We start from the raw sequence: 15,697 nt of genomic DNA, 5'->3' as shown, positions 1-15,697 counted from the left end.
AGATCATGCAAGCTGTCCCGGTGTCGTCGATCCTGAACGACTATCTGCCGCTGGTGCTGTTTATCGCCGTCTCGGCGGTCATTGGCCTCGCCCTGCTGATCGCCCCCTTCGCGATCGCCTATTCCAAGCCGGATGCCGAGAAGCTCTCCGCCTATGAATGCGGCTTCAACGCCTTCGACGATGCCCGCATGAAGTTCGACGTCCGATTCTATCTGGTCGCGATCCTCTTCATCATCTTCGATCTCGAGGTCGCCTTCCTGTTCCCCTGGGCCGTCGCCTTCGGCAGCCTCGGCTGGTATGGTTTCTGGTCGATGATGGTTTTTCTCGGCGTGCTGACCGTGGGCTTCGTCTACGAGTGGCGCAAAGGCGCGCTGGAGTGGGACTAGGCCGATCGGGCCGCGATCCGGTTTTTCGCGTTTTCGTCCGATAGGCCAAGAGTTTCACGCCAAGAGCTTCACGAGGTTTAGAGCATGGCAATCACAGCGATCGATCGCGGCGACCCGCTCGTCGCGCCGGCACCGAAGGGGCTGCTCGGCCCCGATGGGCAGCCGCTCGGCACGCGTGATCCGTTCTTCGTCGAGATCAACAACGAGCTGGCCGACAAGGGCTTCCTCGTCACCGCCACGGATGATCTGGTCAACTGGGCCCGTACCGGCTCGCTGATGTGGATGACGTTCGGCCTGGCCTGCTGCGCCGTCGAGATGATGCAGCTCTCGATGCCGCGCTACGATGTCGAGCGCTTCGGCTTCGCGCCCCGCGCCAGCCCGCGCCAGTCGGATGTGATGATCGTCGCCGGCACGCTGACCAACAAGATGGCCCCGGCGCTCCGCAAGGTCTACGACCAGATGCCGGAGCCGCGCTACGTCATCTCGATGGGCTCCTGCGCCAATGGCGGCGGCTATTATCACTACAGCTACTCGGTGGTTCGCGGCTGCGACCGCATCGTCCCGATCGACATTTATGTCCCGGGCTGCCCACCGACGGCGGAGGCGCTGCTCTACGGCGTGCTGCTGCTGCAGAAGAAGATCCGGCGCACCGGCACGATCGAGCGCTGAGCGCTACCGTCGGTCGATGTCGCAGGCGATGAAGGTGAGACGATGAGCGAAGCGCTCGTACAACTCGGCGAAGAGATCAAGGCCGCGCTGCCCGGCGCGGTGACGGAGGCGGTCGTCGCCTTCGAGGAGCTGACGATCCATGCCGAGGCGGCTTCGATCGTCACGGTGCTGAAGACGCTCTACGAGGATCAGCGCTTCCGCTTCGTCAATTTCACCGACCTTGCGGGCGCCGACTATCCCGGCCGCGAGAAGCGCTTCGACGTGGTCTACCACATGCTGGCGCCGCACCATAACCGGCGCATCCGCGTGAAGGTGCAGACCGACGAGGCGACCCCGGTCCCCTCCGTCATCGAGGTCTTCCCCGCGGCGAACTGGTTCGAGCGCGAGGCCTACGATTTCTACGGCATCCTGTTCTCCGGCCACCCGGATCTGCGCCGCATCCTCACCGACTACGGCTTCGAGGGCTATCCGCTGCGCAAGGACTTCCCGCTGACCGGCTTCGTCGAGGTCCGCTATGACGACGAGCAGAAGCGCGTCGTCTACGAGCCGGTGAAGCTGAACCAGGAATTCCGCAACTTCGATTTCCTCTCGCCCTGGGAAGGCACGGATTACGTGCTGCCCGGTGACGAGAAGGCGAAGACGGCCTGATCGGAGCCGGACATGACTGAGCACAACATCCGGAACTTCTCGATCAACTTCGGCCCGCAGCACCCTGCTGCGCATGGCGTTCTCAGGTTGGTTCTCGAACTCGACGGCGAGGTGGTCGAGCGCGTCGATCCGCATATCGGCCTGCTGCATCGCGGCACCGAGAAGCTGATCGAGGCCAAGACCTATCTCCAGGCCGTGCCCTATTTCGATCGGCTCGACTATGTCGCGCCGATGAATCAGGAGCATGCCTACGCTCTGGCGATCGAGCGCCTCGCCGGCGTGACGGTGCCGCGCCGCGGCCAGCTCATCCGCGTGCTCTATTCCGAAATCGGCCGCATCCTCTCGCATCTGCTGAACGTCACCACGCAGGCGATGGACGTCGGCGCGCTGACGCCTCCGCTCTGGGGTTTCGAAGAGCGCGAGAAGCTGATGATCTTCTACGAGCGGGCCTGCGGCGCGCGCATGCACGCGGCCTATGTCCGGCCCGGCGGCGTGCATCAGGACCTGCCCGTCTCGCTGATCCACGACATCGCCGAATGGTGCGATCCGTTCCTGAAGGTCTGCGACGACCTCGAAGGGCTGCTCAGCGACAACCGCATCTTCAAGCAGCGCAACGTCGATATCGGCGTGGTCGATCTCGAGACCTGCTGGAAATGGGGCTTCTCGGGCGTGATGGTGCGCGGCTCCGGCGCGCCATGGGACCTGCGCAAGTCGCAGCCCTACGAGTGCTACGAGGAGATGGAATTCGACATCCCCGTCGGCAAGAACGGCGACTGCTTCGATCGCTACCACATCCGCATGGAAGAGATGCGCCAGTCGGTGCGCATCATGAAGCAGTGCTGCGAGAAGCTGCTGGCAGCCGATGGCGGCGGGCCGGTCTCCTCGCTCGACGGCAAGATGGTGCCGCCCAAGCGCGGCGAGATGAAGCGCTCGATGGAAGCGCTGATCCACCACTTCAAGCTCTACACCGAGGGCTACAAGGTGCCGGCCGGCGAGGTCTATGCCGCGGTCGAGGCGCCGAAGGGCGAATTCGGCGTCTATCTGGTCTCGGACGGCACCAACAAGCCTTATCGCTGCAAGATCAAGGCCCCGGGCTTCGCCCATCTGCAGGCCATGGATTTCATGTGCCGCAAGCACATGCTCGCCGACGTCTCCGCGATCCTCGGCTCCCTCGACATCGTGTTCGGGGAGGTCGATCGCTGATGGAGCACGTCGGGCGCCTCTCGCATCGAGCTGTTCCGCTGGCCGTCTCGGTCGCGGTCATGGCTGGCTTCGCCGGGACTTCCCCGACGCGGGCCGAGCCCGCTCGTGCCGATGGGCGCTCCGAGCTCAGCCAGCGCATACAGCGGCTCAAGGCCAGCCAGCGCGATCATCGCGAGCTGGAAGCGAGCGGTTTTCGCTACGTGGGCACCGACGGTCATTCGCCGTATGTCTACTATGTCTATCGCCATGCCGACGGTCGCGAGTATCACTGCGCACAGAAGGCTTGGAGCACCGGCGCTTGCTTCCCCAACAGCCAGCGCGATCCGCGGGTTCTGCCACGACATGTGCGCATCCCGGATCTGCAGCGTGCCGGTTATCGCTATTCGGGAATTCGTCAGGCAGATGGAAAGCTTTGGCATGCCTATGACAAGGGCTGTGCCCAGCCGGCTTATCTCTGCCCGAATGAAGGTTTCGCCGGCTGCCGCGTGGTCCGCGCGGCCGGGCAATGTTGAAACGAGATTGAACGATGTCTGTCCGTCGTCTTGCACCTGATCCGGTTCAGCCCGCCTCCTTCGCCTTCACCGCGGCGAACGAGAACTGGATCGACCAGCAGATCGCCAAGTATCCGGAAGGCCGGCAGGCCTCGGCCGTCATTCCGCTGCTGTGGAAGGCGCAGGAGCAGGAGGGCTGGGTCTCGCGCGCCGTGATCGAGACCGTCGCCAGGCGTCTCGGCATGGCGCCGATGCGGGTGATGGAGGTCGCGACCTTCTACACCATGTTCAACCTGCAGCCGGTCGGCGAGTATTTCGTCCAGCTCTGCGGCACCACGCCCTGCGCGCTGCGCGGCGCCGAGGCGCTGAAGAAGGTCTGTGCCGAGGTCATCGGCCCGCAATCGACCGTCACCGCCGATGGCAAGCTCTCCTGGCTCGAGGTCGAATGCCTCGGCGCCTGCTGCAACGCTCCGATGGCGCAGATCAATGTCGACTATTACGAGGACCTGACGCCGGACAATTTCCGCCAGCTCCTCGACGATCTGCGCAACGGCCGCCCGACCAAGCCCGGCCCGCAGAACAGCCGCACCGGCTCGGAACCGGAAGGCGGTGGCGAGACGCTGACGGACAAGGCCCTCTATGACGGCTCGATGATCGGCGCCGGCGACTGGCAGAAGCGGGTCCTTGAGCAGCGCAAGGCTGCCGCCGAAGCCGCTGCCGCCAAGGCCGCCGCGGAAGCCGAGGCCAAGAAGGCTGCGGAGGCCGAGGCGAACAAGGCGGAGGCCACGCCGGCTGCCGTCGCTGCCAAGCCTGCGAGCGAGACGGCGGCTGCCGGCCGCCCGAAGCCCTCGGAGCCCGCCCAGCCGACGAGCGCCGCCCAGGATACGCCGGCCGCCCAAGGCAAGCCCAAGGCGACCCGTTCGCGCGCCAAGCCCGCCAAGGGCGGCGACAAGCCGGCAGAGTGAGGCACTAGGACATGCTGGCAGATCGCGACCGCATCTTCACCAACCTCTACGGCCTTCATGACCGCACCCTGCAGGGCGCGATCAAGCGCGGCCATTGGGACGGCACAAAGTTCATCCTGGAGCAGGGCCGCGACTGGATCGTCGACGAGATGAAGAAGTCCGGCCTGCGCGGCCGCGGCGGCGCCGGCTTCCCGACGGGTCTCAAATGGTCGTTCATGCCCAAGCAGAGCGACGGGCGCCCGCATTATCTCGTCGTCAACGCCGACGAGTCGGAGCCGGGCACCTGCAAGGACCGCGAGATCATGCGCAACGACCCGCATACGCTGGTCGAGGGCTGCCTGATCGCCTCCTTCGCCATGGGCGCGCATGCGGCCTATATCTATATCCGCGGCGAATACATCCGTGAGCGCGAGGCGCTGCAGCGCGCCGTCGACGAGGCCTATGCGGCCAGGCTGATCGGCAAGGACAACGTCCACGGCTATCCCTTCGACCTTTATGTGCATCACGGCGCCGGCGCCTATATCTGCGGCGAAGAGACGGCGCTGCTCGAGAGCCTCGAGGGCAAGAAGGGCATGCCGCGGCTGAAGCCGCCTTTCCCGGCCAATATGGGCCTCTATGGCTGCCCGACCACGGTGAATAACGTGGAGTCGATCGCGGTCGCGCCGACCATCCTGCGCCGCGGCGCCGCCTGGTTCTCCTCGATCGGCACGCCGAACAATGTCGGCACCAAACTCTTCTGCGTCTCGGGCCATGTGAACAAGCCCTGCAACGTCGAGGAGGCCATGGGCCTGACCTTCCGCGAGCTGATCGACCGTCATTGCGGTGGCATCCGCGGCGGCTGGGACAACCTCAAGGCCGTCATCCCCGGCGGCTCGTCGGTCCGCATGGTGCCGGCCGAGCAGATCATCGACACGCCGATGGATTTCGACTCGCTCTCGAAGCTGCGCTCCGGCCTCGGCACCGCGGCAGTCATCGTGATGGACAAGTCGACCGACGTGATCCGCGCCATTGCCCGCCTCAGCCACTTCTACAAGCATGAGAGCTGCGGCCAGTGCACGCCGTGCCGCGAAGGCACGGGCTGGATGTGGCGCGTCATGGAGCGCATGGCCGAGGGCCGCGCCCAGAAGCGCGAGATCGACATGCTGCTCGACGTCACCAAGCAGATCGAGGGCCACACGATCTGCGCGCTCGGCGACGCTGCGGCCTGGCCGATCCAGGGCCTGATCGCGCATTTCCGTCACGAGATCGAGCAGCGCATCGACGACTATGCCGCCAACCCGCACAGCGAGCCTGTGCGGCTGATGGCGGCGGAGTGAGACCATGACCAAACTCGTCATCGACGGCATCGAAGTCGACGTCCCGGCCGAATACACTGTCCTGCAGGCCTGCGAGGCTGCCGGCGCCGAAGTGCCGCGCTTCTGCTTCCATGAGCGCCTCTCGATCGCCGGCAACTGCCGCATGTGCCTCGTCGAGGTGAAGGGCGGGCCGCCGAAGCCGCAGGCCTCCTGCGCCATTGGCGTGCGCGACCTGCGCCCCGGCCCGAATGGCGAGCCGCCGGTCGTCATGACCAAGTCGCCGATGGTCAAGAAGGCCCGCGAAGGGGTGATGGAGTTCCTGCTCATCAACCACCCGCTGGACTGCCCGATCTGCGACCAGGGCGGCGAGTGCGACCTGCAGGACCAGGCCATGGCCTATGGCGTGGACACCTCGCGCTATGCCGAGAACAAGCGCGCGGTCGAGGACAAGTATATCGGCCCGCTGGTCAAGACCTCGATGACGCGCTGCATCCAGTGCACGCGTTGCGTCCGCTTCACCACCGAGGTCGCCGGCGCCTCTGACCTCGGTGCCATCGGCCGCGGCGAGGACATGGAGATCACGACCTATCTCGAGCAGGCGATGTCGTCGGAGCTGCAGGGCAACGTCGTCGATCTCTGCCCGGTCGGCGCGCTGACCTCGAAGCCCTATCAGAACAAGGCCCGGCCCTGGGAGCTCTCCAAGACCGAGAGCATCGACGTGATGGACGCCGTCGGCTCGGCGATCCGCGTCGATTCCCGCGGCAAGGAAGTGATGCGCATCCTGCCCCGCCTTAACGAGGCGGTGAACGAGGAGTGGATCTCCGACAAGACCCGCCACGTCGCCGACGGCCTGCGCACCCAGCGCCTCGACCGGCCCTATCTGCGCGAGAACGGCCGTCTGCGCCCCGCGAGCTGGAACGAGGCCTTCGCCGCCATCGCCGCCAAGGTGAAGGGTGCCAAGGCTGAGAAGATCGGCGCCATCGCCGGTGATCTCGCCGCCGTCGAGGAGATGTTCGCGCTCAAGAGCCTGATCGCCTCGCTCGGCAGCGCCAATCTCGACGCACGGCAGGATGGGACGAAGCTCGATCCGAAGCTCGGCCGCGCGTCCTACGTCCTCAACGCCGGCATCGCCGGTATCGAGGAGGCGACCTCGCTGCTGATCGTCGGCTCCAATCCGCGTCGCGAAGCGCCGATCCTGAACGCCCGCATTCGCAAGCGCTGGCTGCGCGGCGACATCAAGATCAGCGTCATCGGCGAGAAGGCGGACCTGACCTACACCTACGACTATCTCGGCGCGGGCCCGGAAACGCTGGCCGATGTCGTGAAGTCGGCCGCTGCCGCCGGTGGCAAGCCGATGGTGCTGGTGGGGCAGGGCGCTCTCGCCCGCGAGGACGGCGCGGCCGTGCTCTCGCTCGCCGCCAAGGCGGCGCAGGCGCTCGGCGCCGTCGCCGAGGGCTGGAACGGCTTCGGCGTCATCCACACCGCCGCCTCACGCGTCGGTGCGCTCGATCTCGGCTTCGTGCCGGGAGAGGGCGGTCTCGACGTTGCTGGCATGCTGCAGCCGGGCGCGCTCGACGTGCTCTTCCTGCTCGGTGCCGACGAGGTCGAAGTGCCGGAAGGCGCCTTCGTCGTCTATCAGGGCACCCATGGCGACAAGGGCGCGCACCGCGCCGATGTCATTCTGCCGGGTGCGGCCTATACCGAGAAATCGGGCACCTATGTGAACACCGAAGGCCGCGTGCAGATGGCCGACCGCGCCACCTTCCCGCCGGGCGACGCGCGCGAGGACTGGGCGATCCTGCGTGCGCTGTCCGCCGCGCTCGGCAAGACGCTGCCCTTCGACTCGCTGGCCGGCCTGCGCAAGGCGCTCTACGAGGCGCATCCGCACTTCGCCGCGCTCGACACGCTGTCGGAGAACGATGCCGCCGCCATCGGCAAGCTCGCCGGCCTCGGCGGCAAGACCGGCAAGGCGGGTTTTGTCTCGACGGTGAGCGATTTCTATCAGACCAACCCGATCGCGCGCGCCTCCGCCGTGATGGCGGAATGCTCGGCGCTGGCCTCCGGCCGGCACCAGCAGGCGGCGGAGTAAGCGGCCATGAACTGGGACCTCGTCCTCGATCTCGCGATCATCCTCGGCAAGAGCCTGCTGCTGCTGGTCTGCCTGCTCGTCTTCATCGCCTATATCCTGCTCGCCGACCGCAAGGTCTGGGCGGCGGTGCAGCTTCGCCGCGGCCCGAACGTCGTCGGTCCCTGGGGCCTGTTCCAGAGCTTCGCGGACCTGATCAAGTTCGCGCTCAAGGAGCCGATCATCCCGTCCGGCGCCAACAAGGGCATCTTCCTGCTGGCGCCGTTCATCTCCTGCCTGCTGGCGCTCGGCGCTTGGGCGGTGATCCCGGTGGCGGAAGGCTGGGCGATCGCCGACATCAATGTCGGCGTGCTCTACATCCTCGCGATCTCCTCGCTGGGCGTCTACGGCATCATCATGGCCGGCTGGGCCTCGAACTCGAAGTACCCCTTCATGAGCGCGCTGCGCTCGGCGGCGCAGATGGTGTCCTACGAAGTCTCGATCGGCTTCGTCATCATCACCGTGCTGCTCTGCGTCGGCTCGCTCAATCTGTCGGCCGTCGTCGAGGCGCAGCAGACCCGCGGCCTTGCCCATGCGCTTGGCGTGCCGTGGCTCTCGATCCTGAACTGGTACTTCATCCCGCTCTTCCCGATGTTCGTGGTCTTCTTCATCTCGGCGCTGGCCGAGACGAACCGGCCGCCCTTCGATCTGGCTGAAGCCGAGTCGGAGCTCGTGGCGGGCTTCATGGTCGAGTATTCCTCGACGCCGTACCTGCTGTTCATGCTCGGCGAATACGTGGCGATCATGACCATGTGCTCGCTGACCACGATCCTTTTCCTCGGCGGCTGGGCGCCCCCGGTCGCGCTGCCGCCTTTCACCTGGCTGCCCGGCGTGTTCTGGTTCGCGCTCAAGGTCTGCTTCGTGTTCTTCATGTTCGCGCTGGTGAAGGCCTTCGTGCCGCGCTACCGCTACGACCAGCTGATGCGCCTGGGCTGGAAGGTCTTCCTGCCGCTCTCGCTCGCCTGCGTGGTGATCGTGGCGCTGGTGCTGCAGATCACGGGCTGGGGGCCGGTGAACGGATGAGTTGGGCCGGCCCGCTCGGCGCCCTGATCGGCTTCGGGCTCGGCCTGCTGGAATACCGGCTGATCTCGGCCGTGGTGATCGGGGCGCTGAGGCGCACGGATCGCTCGGAGACGCAGGCCGAGAAAGATGATTACGAGCGCCGCATCCGCATCCTGCGGGCGGTGCTGGTTGTGATGACGATCGGCTTCATGCCGATCCTGGGTTTCGTGATCGGTCGGACGCTGTTCGACTGAGGATGGAAGGACGAAGGCGATGTCACCCGCGCAAGCCGCAAGGGGCCTGCTGCTGAAGGAGTTCGTCGGGGCCATCGGGCTCTCGATGCGCTACTTCTTCAAGCCGAAGGCGACGCTGAACTACCCCTTCGAGAAGGGGCAGCTCTCGCCGCGTTTCCGCGGCGAGCATGCGCTGCGGCGTTATCCGAACGGCGAGGAGCGCTGCATCGCCTGCAAGCTCTGCGAGGCGATCTGCCCGGCGCAGGCCATCACCATCGAGGCCGGCCCGCGCCGCAACGACGGCACGCGCCGCACTACCCGCTACGACATCGACATGACCAAGTGCATCTACTGCGGCTTCTGCCAGGAGGCCTGCCCGGTCGATGCCATCGTCGAAGGGCCGAATTTCGAATTCGCGACCGAAACCCGCGAGGAGCTGTTCTACGACAAGGACAAGCTGCTCGCGAACGGCGCGCGCTGGGAACGCGAGATCGCGCGCAACATCGCGATGGACGCGCCTTACCGTTGAGATCGCGGCGCCTGCCACGCGGTTGTCGTGTCCGGCGGGCCTGATTATAGACGCTCCAAATTGCTTCGGGCTCCCTGAGTCCCGGAGCACGAACCAAACGAGGACCGCTTCAAAAAGGGGCGGGAAGGGCTGGCCGAGATGAATGCCGCAGCGGCTTTCTTCTATCTCTTCGCAGGAGTGACCTTGGCGTCCGCCTTCATGGTGGTGACGTCGCGCAACCCTGTGCATTCGGTGCTCTATCTGATCCTGGCCTTCGTCAACGCGGCCGGGCTCTTCATGCTGCTCGGCGCCGAGTTCCTCGCGATGCTGCTGGTCGTGGTCTATGTCGGCGCGGTCGCAGTGCTCTTCCTCTTCGTGGTGATGATGCTCGACGTCGATTTCGCCGAGTTCCGCCAGGGCTTCCTGAATTACCTGCCGATCGGCGCGCTGATCGGCTTCATCTTCGCCGTCGAGCTGCTGCTGGTCGTCGGCGCCTGGGTCATCGATCCGCAGATCGTCAAGGCGCCGGTCGCGGCCATTCCGAGCAACATCACCAACACCGAGGCGCTCGGCCGCGTGCTCTACACGCAGTACATCTACTACTTCCAGGCGGCCGGCCTCGTGCTGCTCGTCGCCATGATCGGCGCCATCGTGCTGACGCTGCGCGAGCGGACCGGCATCAAGCGCCAGCATGTTCCGACCCAGAACGCCCGCACCAAGGACGCGGCGATGGAGGTCAAGCAGGTACCCTCGCGCGCCGGCGTTCCGGAGGAGATGGCGTGATGACGATCGGACTGGGCCATTATCTCGCCGTCAGCGCCATCCTGTTCACGCTCGGCGTGCTCGGCATCTTCATCAACCGCAAGAACGTCATCGTCATCCTGATGTCGGTCGAGCTCATCCTGCTCTCGGTCAACATCAACTTCGTCGCGTTCTCCAGCTTCATGAACGACATCGTCGGCCAGGTCTTCGCGCTCCTGGTGCTGACGGTGGCGGCGGCCGAGGCCGCCATCGGCCTCGCCATCCTCGTCGTCTACTTCCGCAACCGCGGCTCGATCGCGGTCGAAGACATCAACATGATGAAAGGCTGAGCGCGCCCACGCGCCTGGACCTCACGCCCATGTATCACGCGATCGTCTTCCTCCCCCTGATCGGCTTCCTGATCGCCGGCCTGTTCGGCCGGCTGATCGGCGCGCGCGGCTCCGAGATCGTCACGACCTCGCTGCTCTTCGTCTCGGCCGTCCTCTCCTGGGTCGCCTTGTTCCAGGTCGGCTTCGGCCATGGCACCACGCGCGTGCAGATCGCGAGCTGGATCGCCTCGGGCGAATTGCAGGTCGACTGGGCCTTCCGCATCGACACGCTGACGGCGGTGATGCTGGTGGTGGTCAACACCGTCTCCTCGCTCGTGCACCTCTATTCGATCGGCTACATGCACGAGGATCCGCACCGGCCGCGCTTCTTCGCCTATCTGTCGCTCTTCACCTTCGCGATGCTGATGCTGATCACGTCGGACAATCTCGTCCAGATGTTCTTCGGCTGGGAAGGCGTGGGCCTGGCCTCCTATCTGCTGATCGGCTTCTGGTATCAGAAGCCCTCGGCCAATGCGGCGGCGATGAAGGCCTTCATCGTCAATCGCGTCGGCGATTTCGGCTTCTCGCTCGGCATCTTCCTCGTCTTCGTTCTGTTCGGCTCGGTCACCTTCGACGCGATCTTCCCGCGCGCCGGCGAACTGGTGAACCAGAGCTTCCACTTCCTCGGCTATGACTGGAATGCGCTGACGCTGACCTGTTTGCTGCTGTTCATGGGCGCCATGGGCAAGTCGGCGCAGTTCCTGCTGCACACCTGGCTGCCGGACGCGATGGAAGGCCCGACCCCGGTCTCCGCGCTCATCCATGCCGCGACCATGGTCACCGCCGGCGTCTTCATGCTGGCGCGTCTGTCGCCGGTCTTCGAATATGCGCCGGTCGCGCTCACGGTCGTCGTCGTCATCGGCGCCACCACCGCCTTCTTCGCGGCGACGGTCGGCCTCGTGCAGAACGACATCAAGCGCGTCATCGCCTATTCGACCTGCTCGCAGCTCGGCTACATGTTCGTCGCGCTCGGCGTCGGCAACTACGGCGCCGGCATCTTCCACCTGTTCACCCACGCCTTCTTCAAGGCGCTGCTGTTCCTCGGCGCCGGCTCCGTCATCCACGCGATGCACCACGAGCAGGACATGCGGAACATGGGTGGGCTGCGTAAGCACATCCCGCTGACGGCGGCGGCCATGACCATCGGCACGCTGGCGCTGACCGGCTTCCCGGGCTTCGCCGGCTACTTCTCGAAGGACGCGATCATCGAGAGCGCCTACGCCTCGGTGGCGCATGGCGGCTTCGCCTCGTCCTATGCCTTCGTGCTGCTGGTCGTTGCCGCCTGCATGACCTCGTTCTACTCCTGGCGCCTCTATTTCATGACCTTCGAGGGCGCGCCGCGCTGGGGCCATGATTCACACGGTCATGGTTCGCATGGTCACGACGACCATGCCCATGCCGCTCACGGCCATGACGACCACGCGCACGGCCATGACGATCACGGCCACGGCCATGATCACACGCCGCATGAGAGCCCGTGGGTGATGCTGATCCCGCTCGTCGTGCTCTCGATCGGCGCGATCTTCGCGGGCTATGCCTTCAAGGAATACTTCATCGGCCACGACTTCGAGCATTTCTGGAAGTCGGCGCTGTTCATGGGCAAGGACAACCACATCCTGCACGCCATGCACGAGGTGCCGAAATGGGTCGTCTGGTCGCCCTTCGTGGCGATGGTGATCGGTTTCGTGCTGGCCTACCTGATGTATGTCCGCTGGCCGGAGGTTCCGGGCAAGCTCGCGGCCGCGAACCCGGCGCTCTATCAGTTCCTGCTCAACAAGTGGTACTTCGACGAGCTCTACGACTTCCTGTTCGTGCGCCCGTCGAAGTGGCTCGGCCGCTTCCTCTGGAAGAAGGGCGATGGCTTCGTCATCGACGGCTTTGGGCCGGATGGCGTCTCGGCCCGGGTGGTCGACGTGACCAACCGGGTGGTCCGGCTGCAGACCGGCTATCTCTATCACTATGCCTTCGCGATGCTGATCGGCGTTGCCGGGCTCGTGACCTGGTATCTTGTGACCCGCGGGTGAGATGATGTTCGGTTTCGGTATCCTCGCCGGTCTCCTGATCCTGCCGCTGGTCGGCGCTGCCTTCATCCTGGCGCAGCGCGGCGATCAGGCCTCGGTCGACTCCAACGCCCGCTGGGCGGCGCTGATCACGACGGTGCTGACCTTCGTGCTTGCCTGCTTCGCCTGGGGCCGTTTCGACCCCGCCAATCCCGGCTTCCAGATGGTCGAGACCCACGCCTGGGTCTCCGAGGCCATCAAGTTCAAGCTCGGCGTCGACGGTTTCTCTTTCCCGTTCATCGTGCTGACGGCCTTCCTGATGCCGTTCTGCATCCTCGCCTCATGGACCTCGGTCGAGAAGCGCGTGCCGGAATACATGGTCGCCTTCCTGGTGCTGGAGACGCTGATGATCGGCGTCTTCGCATCGCTCGACCTCGTGCTGTTCTACCTGTTCTTCGAGGCCGGCCTGATCCCGATGTTCCTGATCATCGGCATCTGGGGCGGCAAGCGGCGCGTCTACGCCTCCTACAAGTTCTTCCTCTACACGCTGCTCGGCTCGGTGCTGATGCTGCTCGCCGTGATGGCGATGTACTGGAACGCCGGCACGACCGACATTCCGACGCTGCTGGCCCACAAGTTCCCGTCCGAGATGCAGAAGTGGCTCTGGGTCGCGTTCTTCGCCTCCTTCGCGGTGAAGATGCCGATGTGGCCGGTCCATACCTGGCTTCCTGATGCGCACGTCGAGGCGCCGACCGCCGGCTCCGTCATCCTGGCGGCCATCCTGCTGAAGATGGGCGGCTACGGCTTCATCCGCTTCTCGATCCCGATGTTCCCGGAGGCGTCCGAGTACTTCGCGCCGCTGGTCTTCGCGCTCTCCGTCATCGCCATCGTCTACACCTCGCTGGTGGCGCTGATGCAGGAGGACATCAAGAAGCTGATTGCCTACTCCTCCGTCGCCCATATGGGCTTCGTCACCATGGGCCTCTTCACCCTGACGCCGCAGGGCGTTCAGGGCGCGATGTTCCAGATGATGAGCCATGGCCTCGTCTCCGGCGCGCTCTTCCTCTGCGTCGGCGTGATCTATGACCGCATGCACACCCGTGAGATCGCCGCCTATGGCGGGCTCGTGAACCGCATGCCGATCTACGCCGTGATCTTCATGGTCTTCACCATGGCCAATGTCGGCCTGCCGGGCACGGCCGGCTTCGTCGGCGAGTTCCTGACGCTGCTCGGCGCCTTCCGCGCCAATCCCTGGGTGGCCTTCATCGCCACCTCCGGCGTCATCCTCTCGGCGGCCTATGCGCTCTGGCTCTATCGCCGCGTCGTCTTCGGCGAGCTGGTCAAGCCCGAGCTCAAGGACATCAAGGACCTCAACGGCCGCGAGATTGCGATCCTCGTGCCGCTCGTCCTGCTGACGATCTGGTACGGCGTGCAGCCGCACACGATCCTCGACGCCTTCGCGGCGCCGACCGAAGCGCTGATCAAGAACTATCAGGCCGCTCTCACCGCCGCGAAGACGGCGGTGGCGGCCGTGCAGTAAGGTTTCGTCATGGCTCTGCCCGCTCTCGGCCCGGCCCTGCCGGAAATCGTCCTGGCGCTCGGCGCCATCGCCATGGTGCTGATCGGCGCCGTGCAGGGCGAGCGTTCAACCCGACTGCTGGAGGGGCTGACACTGCTGCTCCTGGTGGTTGCGCTGGTCCTCACTGTTTCAGGCACCGGCACCCTCGTCACCTTCAACAACGGCTTCATCGTCGACGGCTTCGCCCGCTTCATGAAGGTGCTGACGCTGATCGGCGCGGGCGCCGCCATCCTGCTTTCCGCCGATACGCTCCGGCGCGAGGGCTCGATGCGTTTCGAGTTCCCGATCCTCGTCGTGCTGTCGACCATCGGCATGATGATGATGATCTCGGCCAATGATCTCATCAGCCTCTATGTCGGCCTCGAACTGCAGTCGCTGGCACTCTACGTCGTTGCCGCTTTTGACCGTGACAACGCCAAGTCCACCGAGGCGGGCCTCAAGTACTTCGTGCTCGGCGCGCTGTCCTCCGGCATGCTGCTTTATGGCGGCTCGCTGGTCTATGGCTTCACGGGCACCGTCACCTTCCCCGGCATCGCCGCGGCGACGGCCGGCGGCCATGCCGGCCTCGGGCTCATCTTCGGCATCGTCTTCATCGCCGCCGGCCTCGCCTTCAAGATCTCGGCCGTGCCGTTCCATATGTGGACGCCGGACGTCTATGAGGGCGCGCCGACCCCGGTCGCGGCCTTCTTCGCCTCGGCGCCCAAGATGGCTGCCATGGCCATGGTCATCCGAGTCTTCGTCGGCGCGTTCCCGGGCGCGATCCATGACTGGCGCCAGATCATCGTCTTCATCTCGATCGCCTCCATGGCGCTCGGCGCCTTCGCCGCGATCGGCCAGCGCAACATCAAGCGCCTGCTCGCCTATTCCTCGATCGCCAACATGGGCTACGCGCTGGTCGGCCTCGCCGCCGGCACGGCCGATGGCGTCCAGGGCGTGATGACCTATATGGCGATCTATCTCGCCACGACGCTCGCCGCCTTCGCCTGCGTGCTGATGATGCGCCGCGACGGCAAGCTGGTCGAGGACATCTCGGAGCTGGCCGGGCTGTCCCGCACCAATGGGTGGATGGCCTTCGCGATGGCGATGATGATGTTCTCGCTCGCCGGCATCCCGCCGCTCGCCGGCTTCTGGGCGAAGTGGTACGTCTTCCTGGCCGCGATCAACGCCAAGCTCTACGTGCTCGCCGTCGTCGGCGTGCTGACCAGCGTTGTCGGCGCCTATTACTATCTCCGTCTGGTCAAGGTGATGTATTTCGACGAGCCGAAGCCGGCCTTCGAGAAGGCGGATTATGGCGTGCGCGCCGTCCTCCTGCTGTCGACCATCTTCGTGCTGGCGCTCTCGCTCGTGCCGGCGCCGCTGTTCGATTCGGCGGCCGCGGCGGCGAAGTCGCTGTTCTGAGCCTTCGTCATCGCGAGCGCAGCGAAGCAATCCAGGTGGAGATGGAACTCTGCCGCCCCTGGATT

The 15,697-nt window shown here is 65.4% G+C and carries 16 protein-coding genes; all 16 read left to right on the top strand.

Going from position 1 to position 15,697, the window contains the following annotated elements; all coding sequences use genetic code 11:
- Nucleotides 1-5 precede the first annotated feature (5 nt).
- The 16 genes from BoBH3_RS12150 to nuoN all read left to right on the top strand — a co-directional run bounded on the left by BoBH3_RS12150 (nucleotide 6) and on the right by nuoN (nucleotide 15,632).
- Entirely contained in the window at nucleotides 6-386 is a 381-nt protein-coding gene (locus BoBH3_RS12150; RefSeq protein ID WP_410050585.1) for an NADH-quinone oxidoreductase subunit A, read from the top strand.
- An 84-nt stretch (nucleotides 387-470) separates the two neighbouring features.
- Entirely contained in the window at nucleotides 471-1,055 is a 585-nt protein-coding gene (locus BoBH3_RS12145) for a NuoB/complex I 20 kDa subunit family protein (protein WP_262331044.1), read from the top strand.
- 42 nt (nucleotides 1,056-1,097) lie between these two features.
- Nucleotides 1,098-1,703 (top strand): NADH-quinone oxidoreductase subunit C, encoded by a 606-nt coding sequence (locus tag BoBH3_RS12140; RefSeq protein WP_262331043.1) that lies wholly within the window; start codon nucleotides 1,098-1,100, stop codon nucleotides 1,701-1,703.
- Between the two features lie 12 nt (nucleotides 1,704-1,715).
- Nucleotides 1,716-2,906, top strand: coding sequence for an NADH-quinone oxidoreductase subunit D (locus tag BoBH3_RS12135; RefSeq protein ID WP_262331042.1), 1,191 nt, complete (start codon nucleotides 1,716-1,718; stop codon nucleotides 2,904-2,906).
- Nucleotides 2,906-3,418, top strand: a complete 513-nt coding sequence (locus BoBH3_RS12130) for a hypothetical protein (protein WP_262331041.1) — start codon at nucleotides 2,906-2,908, stop codon at nucleotides 3,416-3,418. The genes BoBH3_RS12135 and BoBH3_RS12130 overlap by 1 nt, the downstream gene beginning before the upstream one ends.
- A gap of 14 nt (nucleotides 3,419-3,432) precedes the next feature.
- Complete coding sequence (nuoE, locus tag BoBH3_RS12125) at nucleotides 3,433-4,362, top strand: NADH-quinone oxidoreductase subunit NuoE (RefSeq protein ID WP_262331040.1); 930 nt, start codon at nucleotides 3,433-3,435, stop codon at nucleotides 4,360-4,362.
- Between the two features lie 11 nt (nucleotides 4,363-4,373).
- On the top strand, nucleotides 4,374-5,678 hold the full coding sequence (nuoF, locus tag BoBH3_RS12120; RefSeq protein WP_262331039.1) for an NADH-quinone oxidoreductase subunit NuoF: 1,305 nt from the start codon (nucleotides 4,374-4,376) through the stop codon (nucleotides 5,676-5,678).
- A 4-nt stretch (nucleotides 5,679-5,682) separates the two neighbouring features.
- Complete coding sequence (gene nuoG / locus BoBH3_RS12115; RefSeq protein ID WP_262331038.1) at nucleotides 5,683-7,746, top strand: NADH-quinone oxidoreductase subunit NuoG; 2,064 nt, start codon at nucleotides 5,683-5,685, stop codon at nucleotides 7,744-7,746.
- 6 nt (nucleotides 7,747-7,752) lie between these two features.
- Entirely contained in the window at nucleotides 7,753-8,805 is a 1,053-nt protein-coding gene (nuoH, locus tag BoBH3_RS12110; protein ID WP_262331037.1) for an NADH-quinone oxidoreductase subunit NuoH, read from the top strand.
- Complete coding sequence (locus BoBH3_RS12105; RefSeq protein WP_262331036.1) at nucleotides 8,802-9,038, top strand: hypothetical protein; 237 nt, start codon at nucleotides 8,802-8,804, stop codon at nucleotides 9,036-9,038. Before nuoH ends, BoBH3_RS12105 begins: the two co-directional genes overlap by 4 nt.
- Before the next feature lie 19 nt (nucleotides 9,039-9,057).
- Nucleotides 9,058-9,546 carry an NADH-quinone oxidoreductase subunit NuoI gene (nuoI, locus tag BoBH3_RS12100; protein ID WP_262331035.1) on the top strand — a complete coding sequence of 163 codons (489 nt, stop codon included), beginning with the start codon at nucleotides 9,058-9,060 and terminating at the stop codon, nucleotides 9,544-9,546.
- 138 nt (nucleotides 9,547-9,684) lie between these two features.
- Nucleotides 9,685-10,308 (top strand): NADH-quinone oxidoreductase subunit J, encoded by a 624-nt coding sequence (locus BoBH3_RS12095; RefSeq protein ID WP_262331034.1) that lies wholly within the window; start codon nucleotides 9,685-9,687, stop codon nucleotides 10,306-10,308.
- Complete coding sequence (nuoK, locus tag BoBH3_RS12090) at nucleotides 10,308-10,616, top strand: NADH-quinone oxidoreductase subunit NuoK (protein ID WP_262331033.1); 309 nt, start codon at nucleotides 10,308-10,310, stop codon at nucleotides 10,614-10,616. The genes BoBH3_RS12095 and nuoK overlap by 1 nt, the downstream gene beginning before the upstream one ends.
- 29 nt (nucleotides 10,617-10,645) lie before the next feature.
- Nucleotides 10,646-12,679, top strand: a complete 2,034-nt coding sequence (nuoL, locus tag BoBH3_RS12085; protein WP_262331032.1) for an NADH-quinone oxidoreductase subunit L — start codon at nucleotides 10,646-10,648, stop codon at nucleotides 12,677-12,679.
- Nucleotides 12,680-12,683: 4 nt separating this feature from the next.
- Nucleotides 12,684-14,195, top strand: a complete 1,512-nt coding sequence (locus BoBH3_RS12080; protein ID WP_262331192.1) for an NADH-quinone oxidoreductase subunit M — start codon at nucleotides 12,684-12,686, stop codon at nucleotides 14,193-14,195.
- A gap of 9 nt (nucleotides 14,196-14,204) precedes the next feature.
- Nucleotides 14,205-15,632: an NADH-quinone oxidoreductase subunit NuoN gene (gene nuoN, locus BoBH3_RS12075; RefSeq protein ID WP_262331031.1), complete on the top strand. Its 1,428-nt coding sequence runs from the start codon at nucleotides 14,205-14,207 to the stop codon at nucleotides 15,630-15,632.
- The last annotated feature ends 65 nt before the right edge of the window (nucleotides 15,633-15,697 follow it).

This window comes from Allobosea sp. BH3 (genome assembly GCF_025499465.1).
Lineage (GTDB): Bacteria > Pseudomonadota > Alphaproteobacteria > Rhizobiales > Beijerinckiaceae > Allobosea.
The sequence above is the reverse complement of the archived record's forward strand: the minus strand, read 5'-3'. Positions and strand labels throughout refer to the sequence as shown.

Excerpts from the sequence above, each read along its gene's own strand:
- BoBH3_RS12150 (WP_410050585.1), top strand. The coding sequence starts at position 6 with ATGCAAGCTGTCCCGGTGTCGTCGATCCTGAACGACTATCTGCCGCTG.
- BoBH3_RS12145 (WP_262331044.1), top strand. The coding sequence starts at position 471 with ATGGCAATCACAGCGATCGATCGCGGCGACCCGCTCGTCGCGCCGGCA.
- BoBH3_RS12140 (WP_262331043.1), top strand. The coding sequence starts at position 1,098 with ATGAGCGAAGCGCTCGTACAACTCGGCGAAGAGATCAAGGCCGCGCTG.
- BoBH3_RS12135 (WP_262331042.1), top strand. The coding sequence starts at position 1,716 with ATGACTGAGCACAACATCCGGAACTTCTCGATCAACTTCGGCCCGCAG.
- BoBH3_RS12130 (WP_262331041.1), top strand. The coding sequence starts at position 2,906 with ATGGAGCACGTCGGGCGCCTCTCGCATCGAGCTGTTCCGCTGGCCGTC.
- nuoE (WP_262331040.1), top strand. The coding sequence starts at position 3,433 with ATGTCTGTCCGTCGTCTTGCACCTGATCCGGTTCAGCCCGCCTCCTTC.
- nuoF (WP_262331039.1), top strand. The coding sequence starts at position 4,374 with ATGCTGGCAGATCGCGACCGCATCTTCACCAACCTCTACGGCCTTCAT.
- nuoG (WP_262331038.1), top strand. The coding sequence starts at position 5,683 with ATGACCAAACTCGTCATCGACGGCATCGAAGTCGACGTCCCGGCCGAA.
- nuoH (WP_262331037.1), top strand. The coding sequence starts at position 7,753 with ATGAACTGGGACCTCGTCCTCGATCTCGCGATCATCCTCGGCAAGAGC.
- BoBH3_RS12105 (WP_262331036.1), top strand. The coding sequence starts at position 8,802 with ATGAGTTGGGCCGGCCCGCTCGGCGCCCTGATCGGCTTCGGGCTCGGC.
- nuoI (WP_262331035.1), top strand. The coding sequence starts at position 9,058 with ATGTCACCCGCGCAAGCCGCAAGGGGCCTGCTGCTGAAGGAGTTCGTC.
- BoBH3_RS12095 (WP_262331034.1), top strand. The coding sequence starts at position 9,685 with ATGAATGCCGCAGCGGCTTTCTTCTATCTCTTCGCAGGAGTGACCTTG.
- nuoK (WP_262331033.1), top strand. The coding sequence starts at position 10,308 with ATGACGATCGGACTGGGCCATTATCTCGCCGTCAGCGCCATCCTGTTC.
- nuoL (WP_262331032.1), top strand. The coding sequence starts at position 10,646 with ATGTATCACGCGATCGTCTTCCTCCCCCTGATCGGCTTCCTGATCGCC.
- BoBH3_RS12080 (WP_262331192.1), top strand. The coding sequence starts at position 12,684 with ATGTTCGGTTTCGGTATCCTCGCCGGTCTCCTGATCCTGCCGCTGGTC.
- nuoN (WP_262331031.1), top strand. The coding sequence starts at position 14,205 with ATGGCTCTGCCCGCTCTCGGCCCGGCCCTGCCGGAAATCGTCCTGGCG.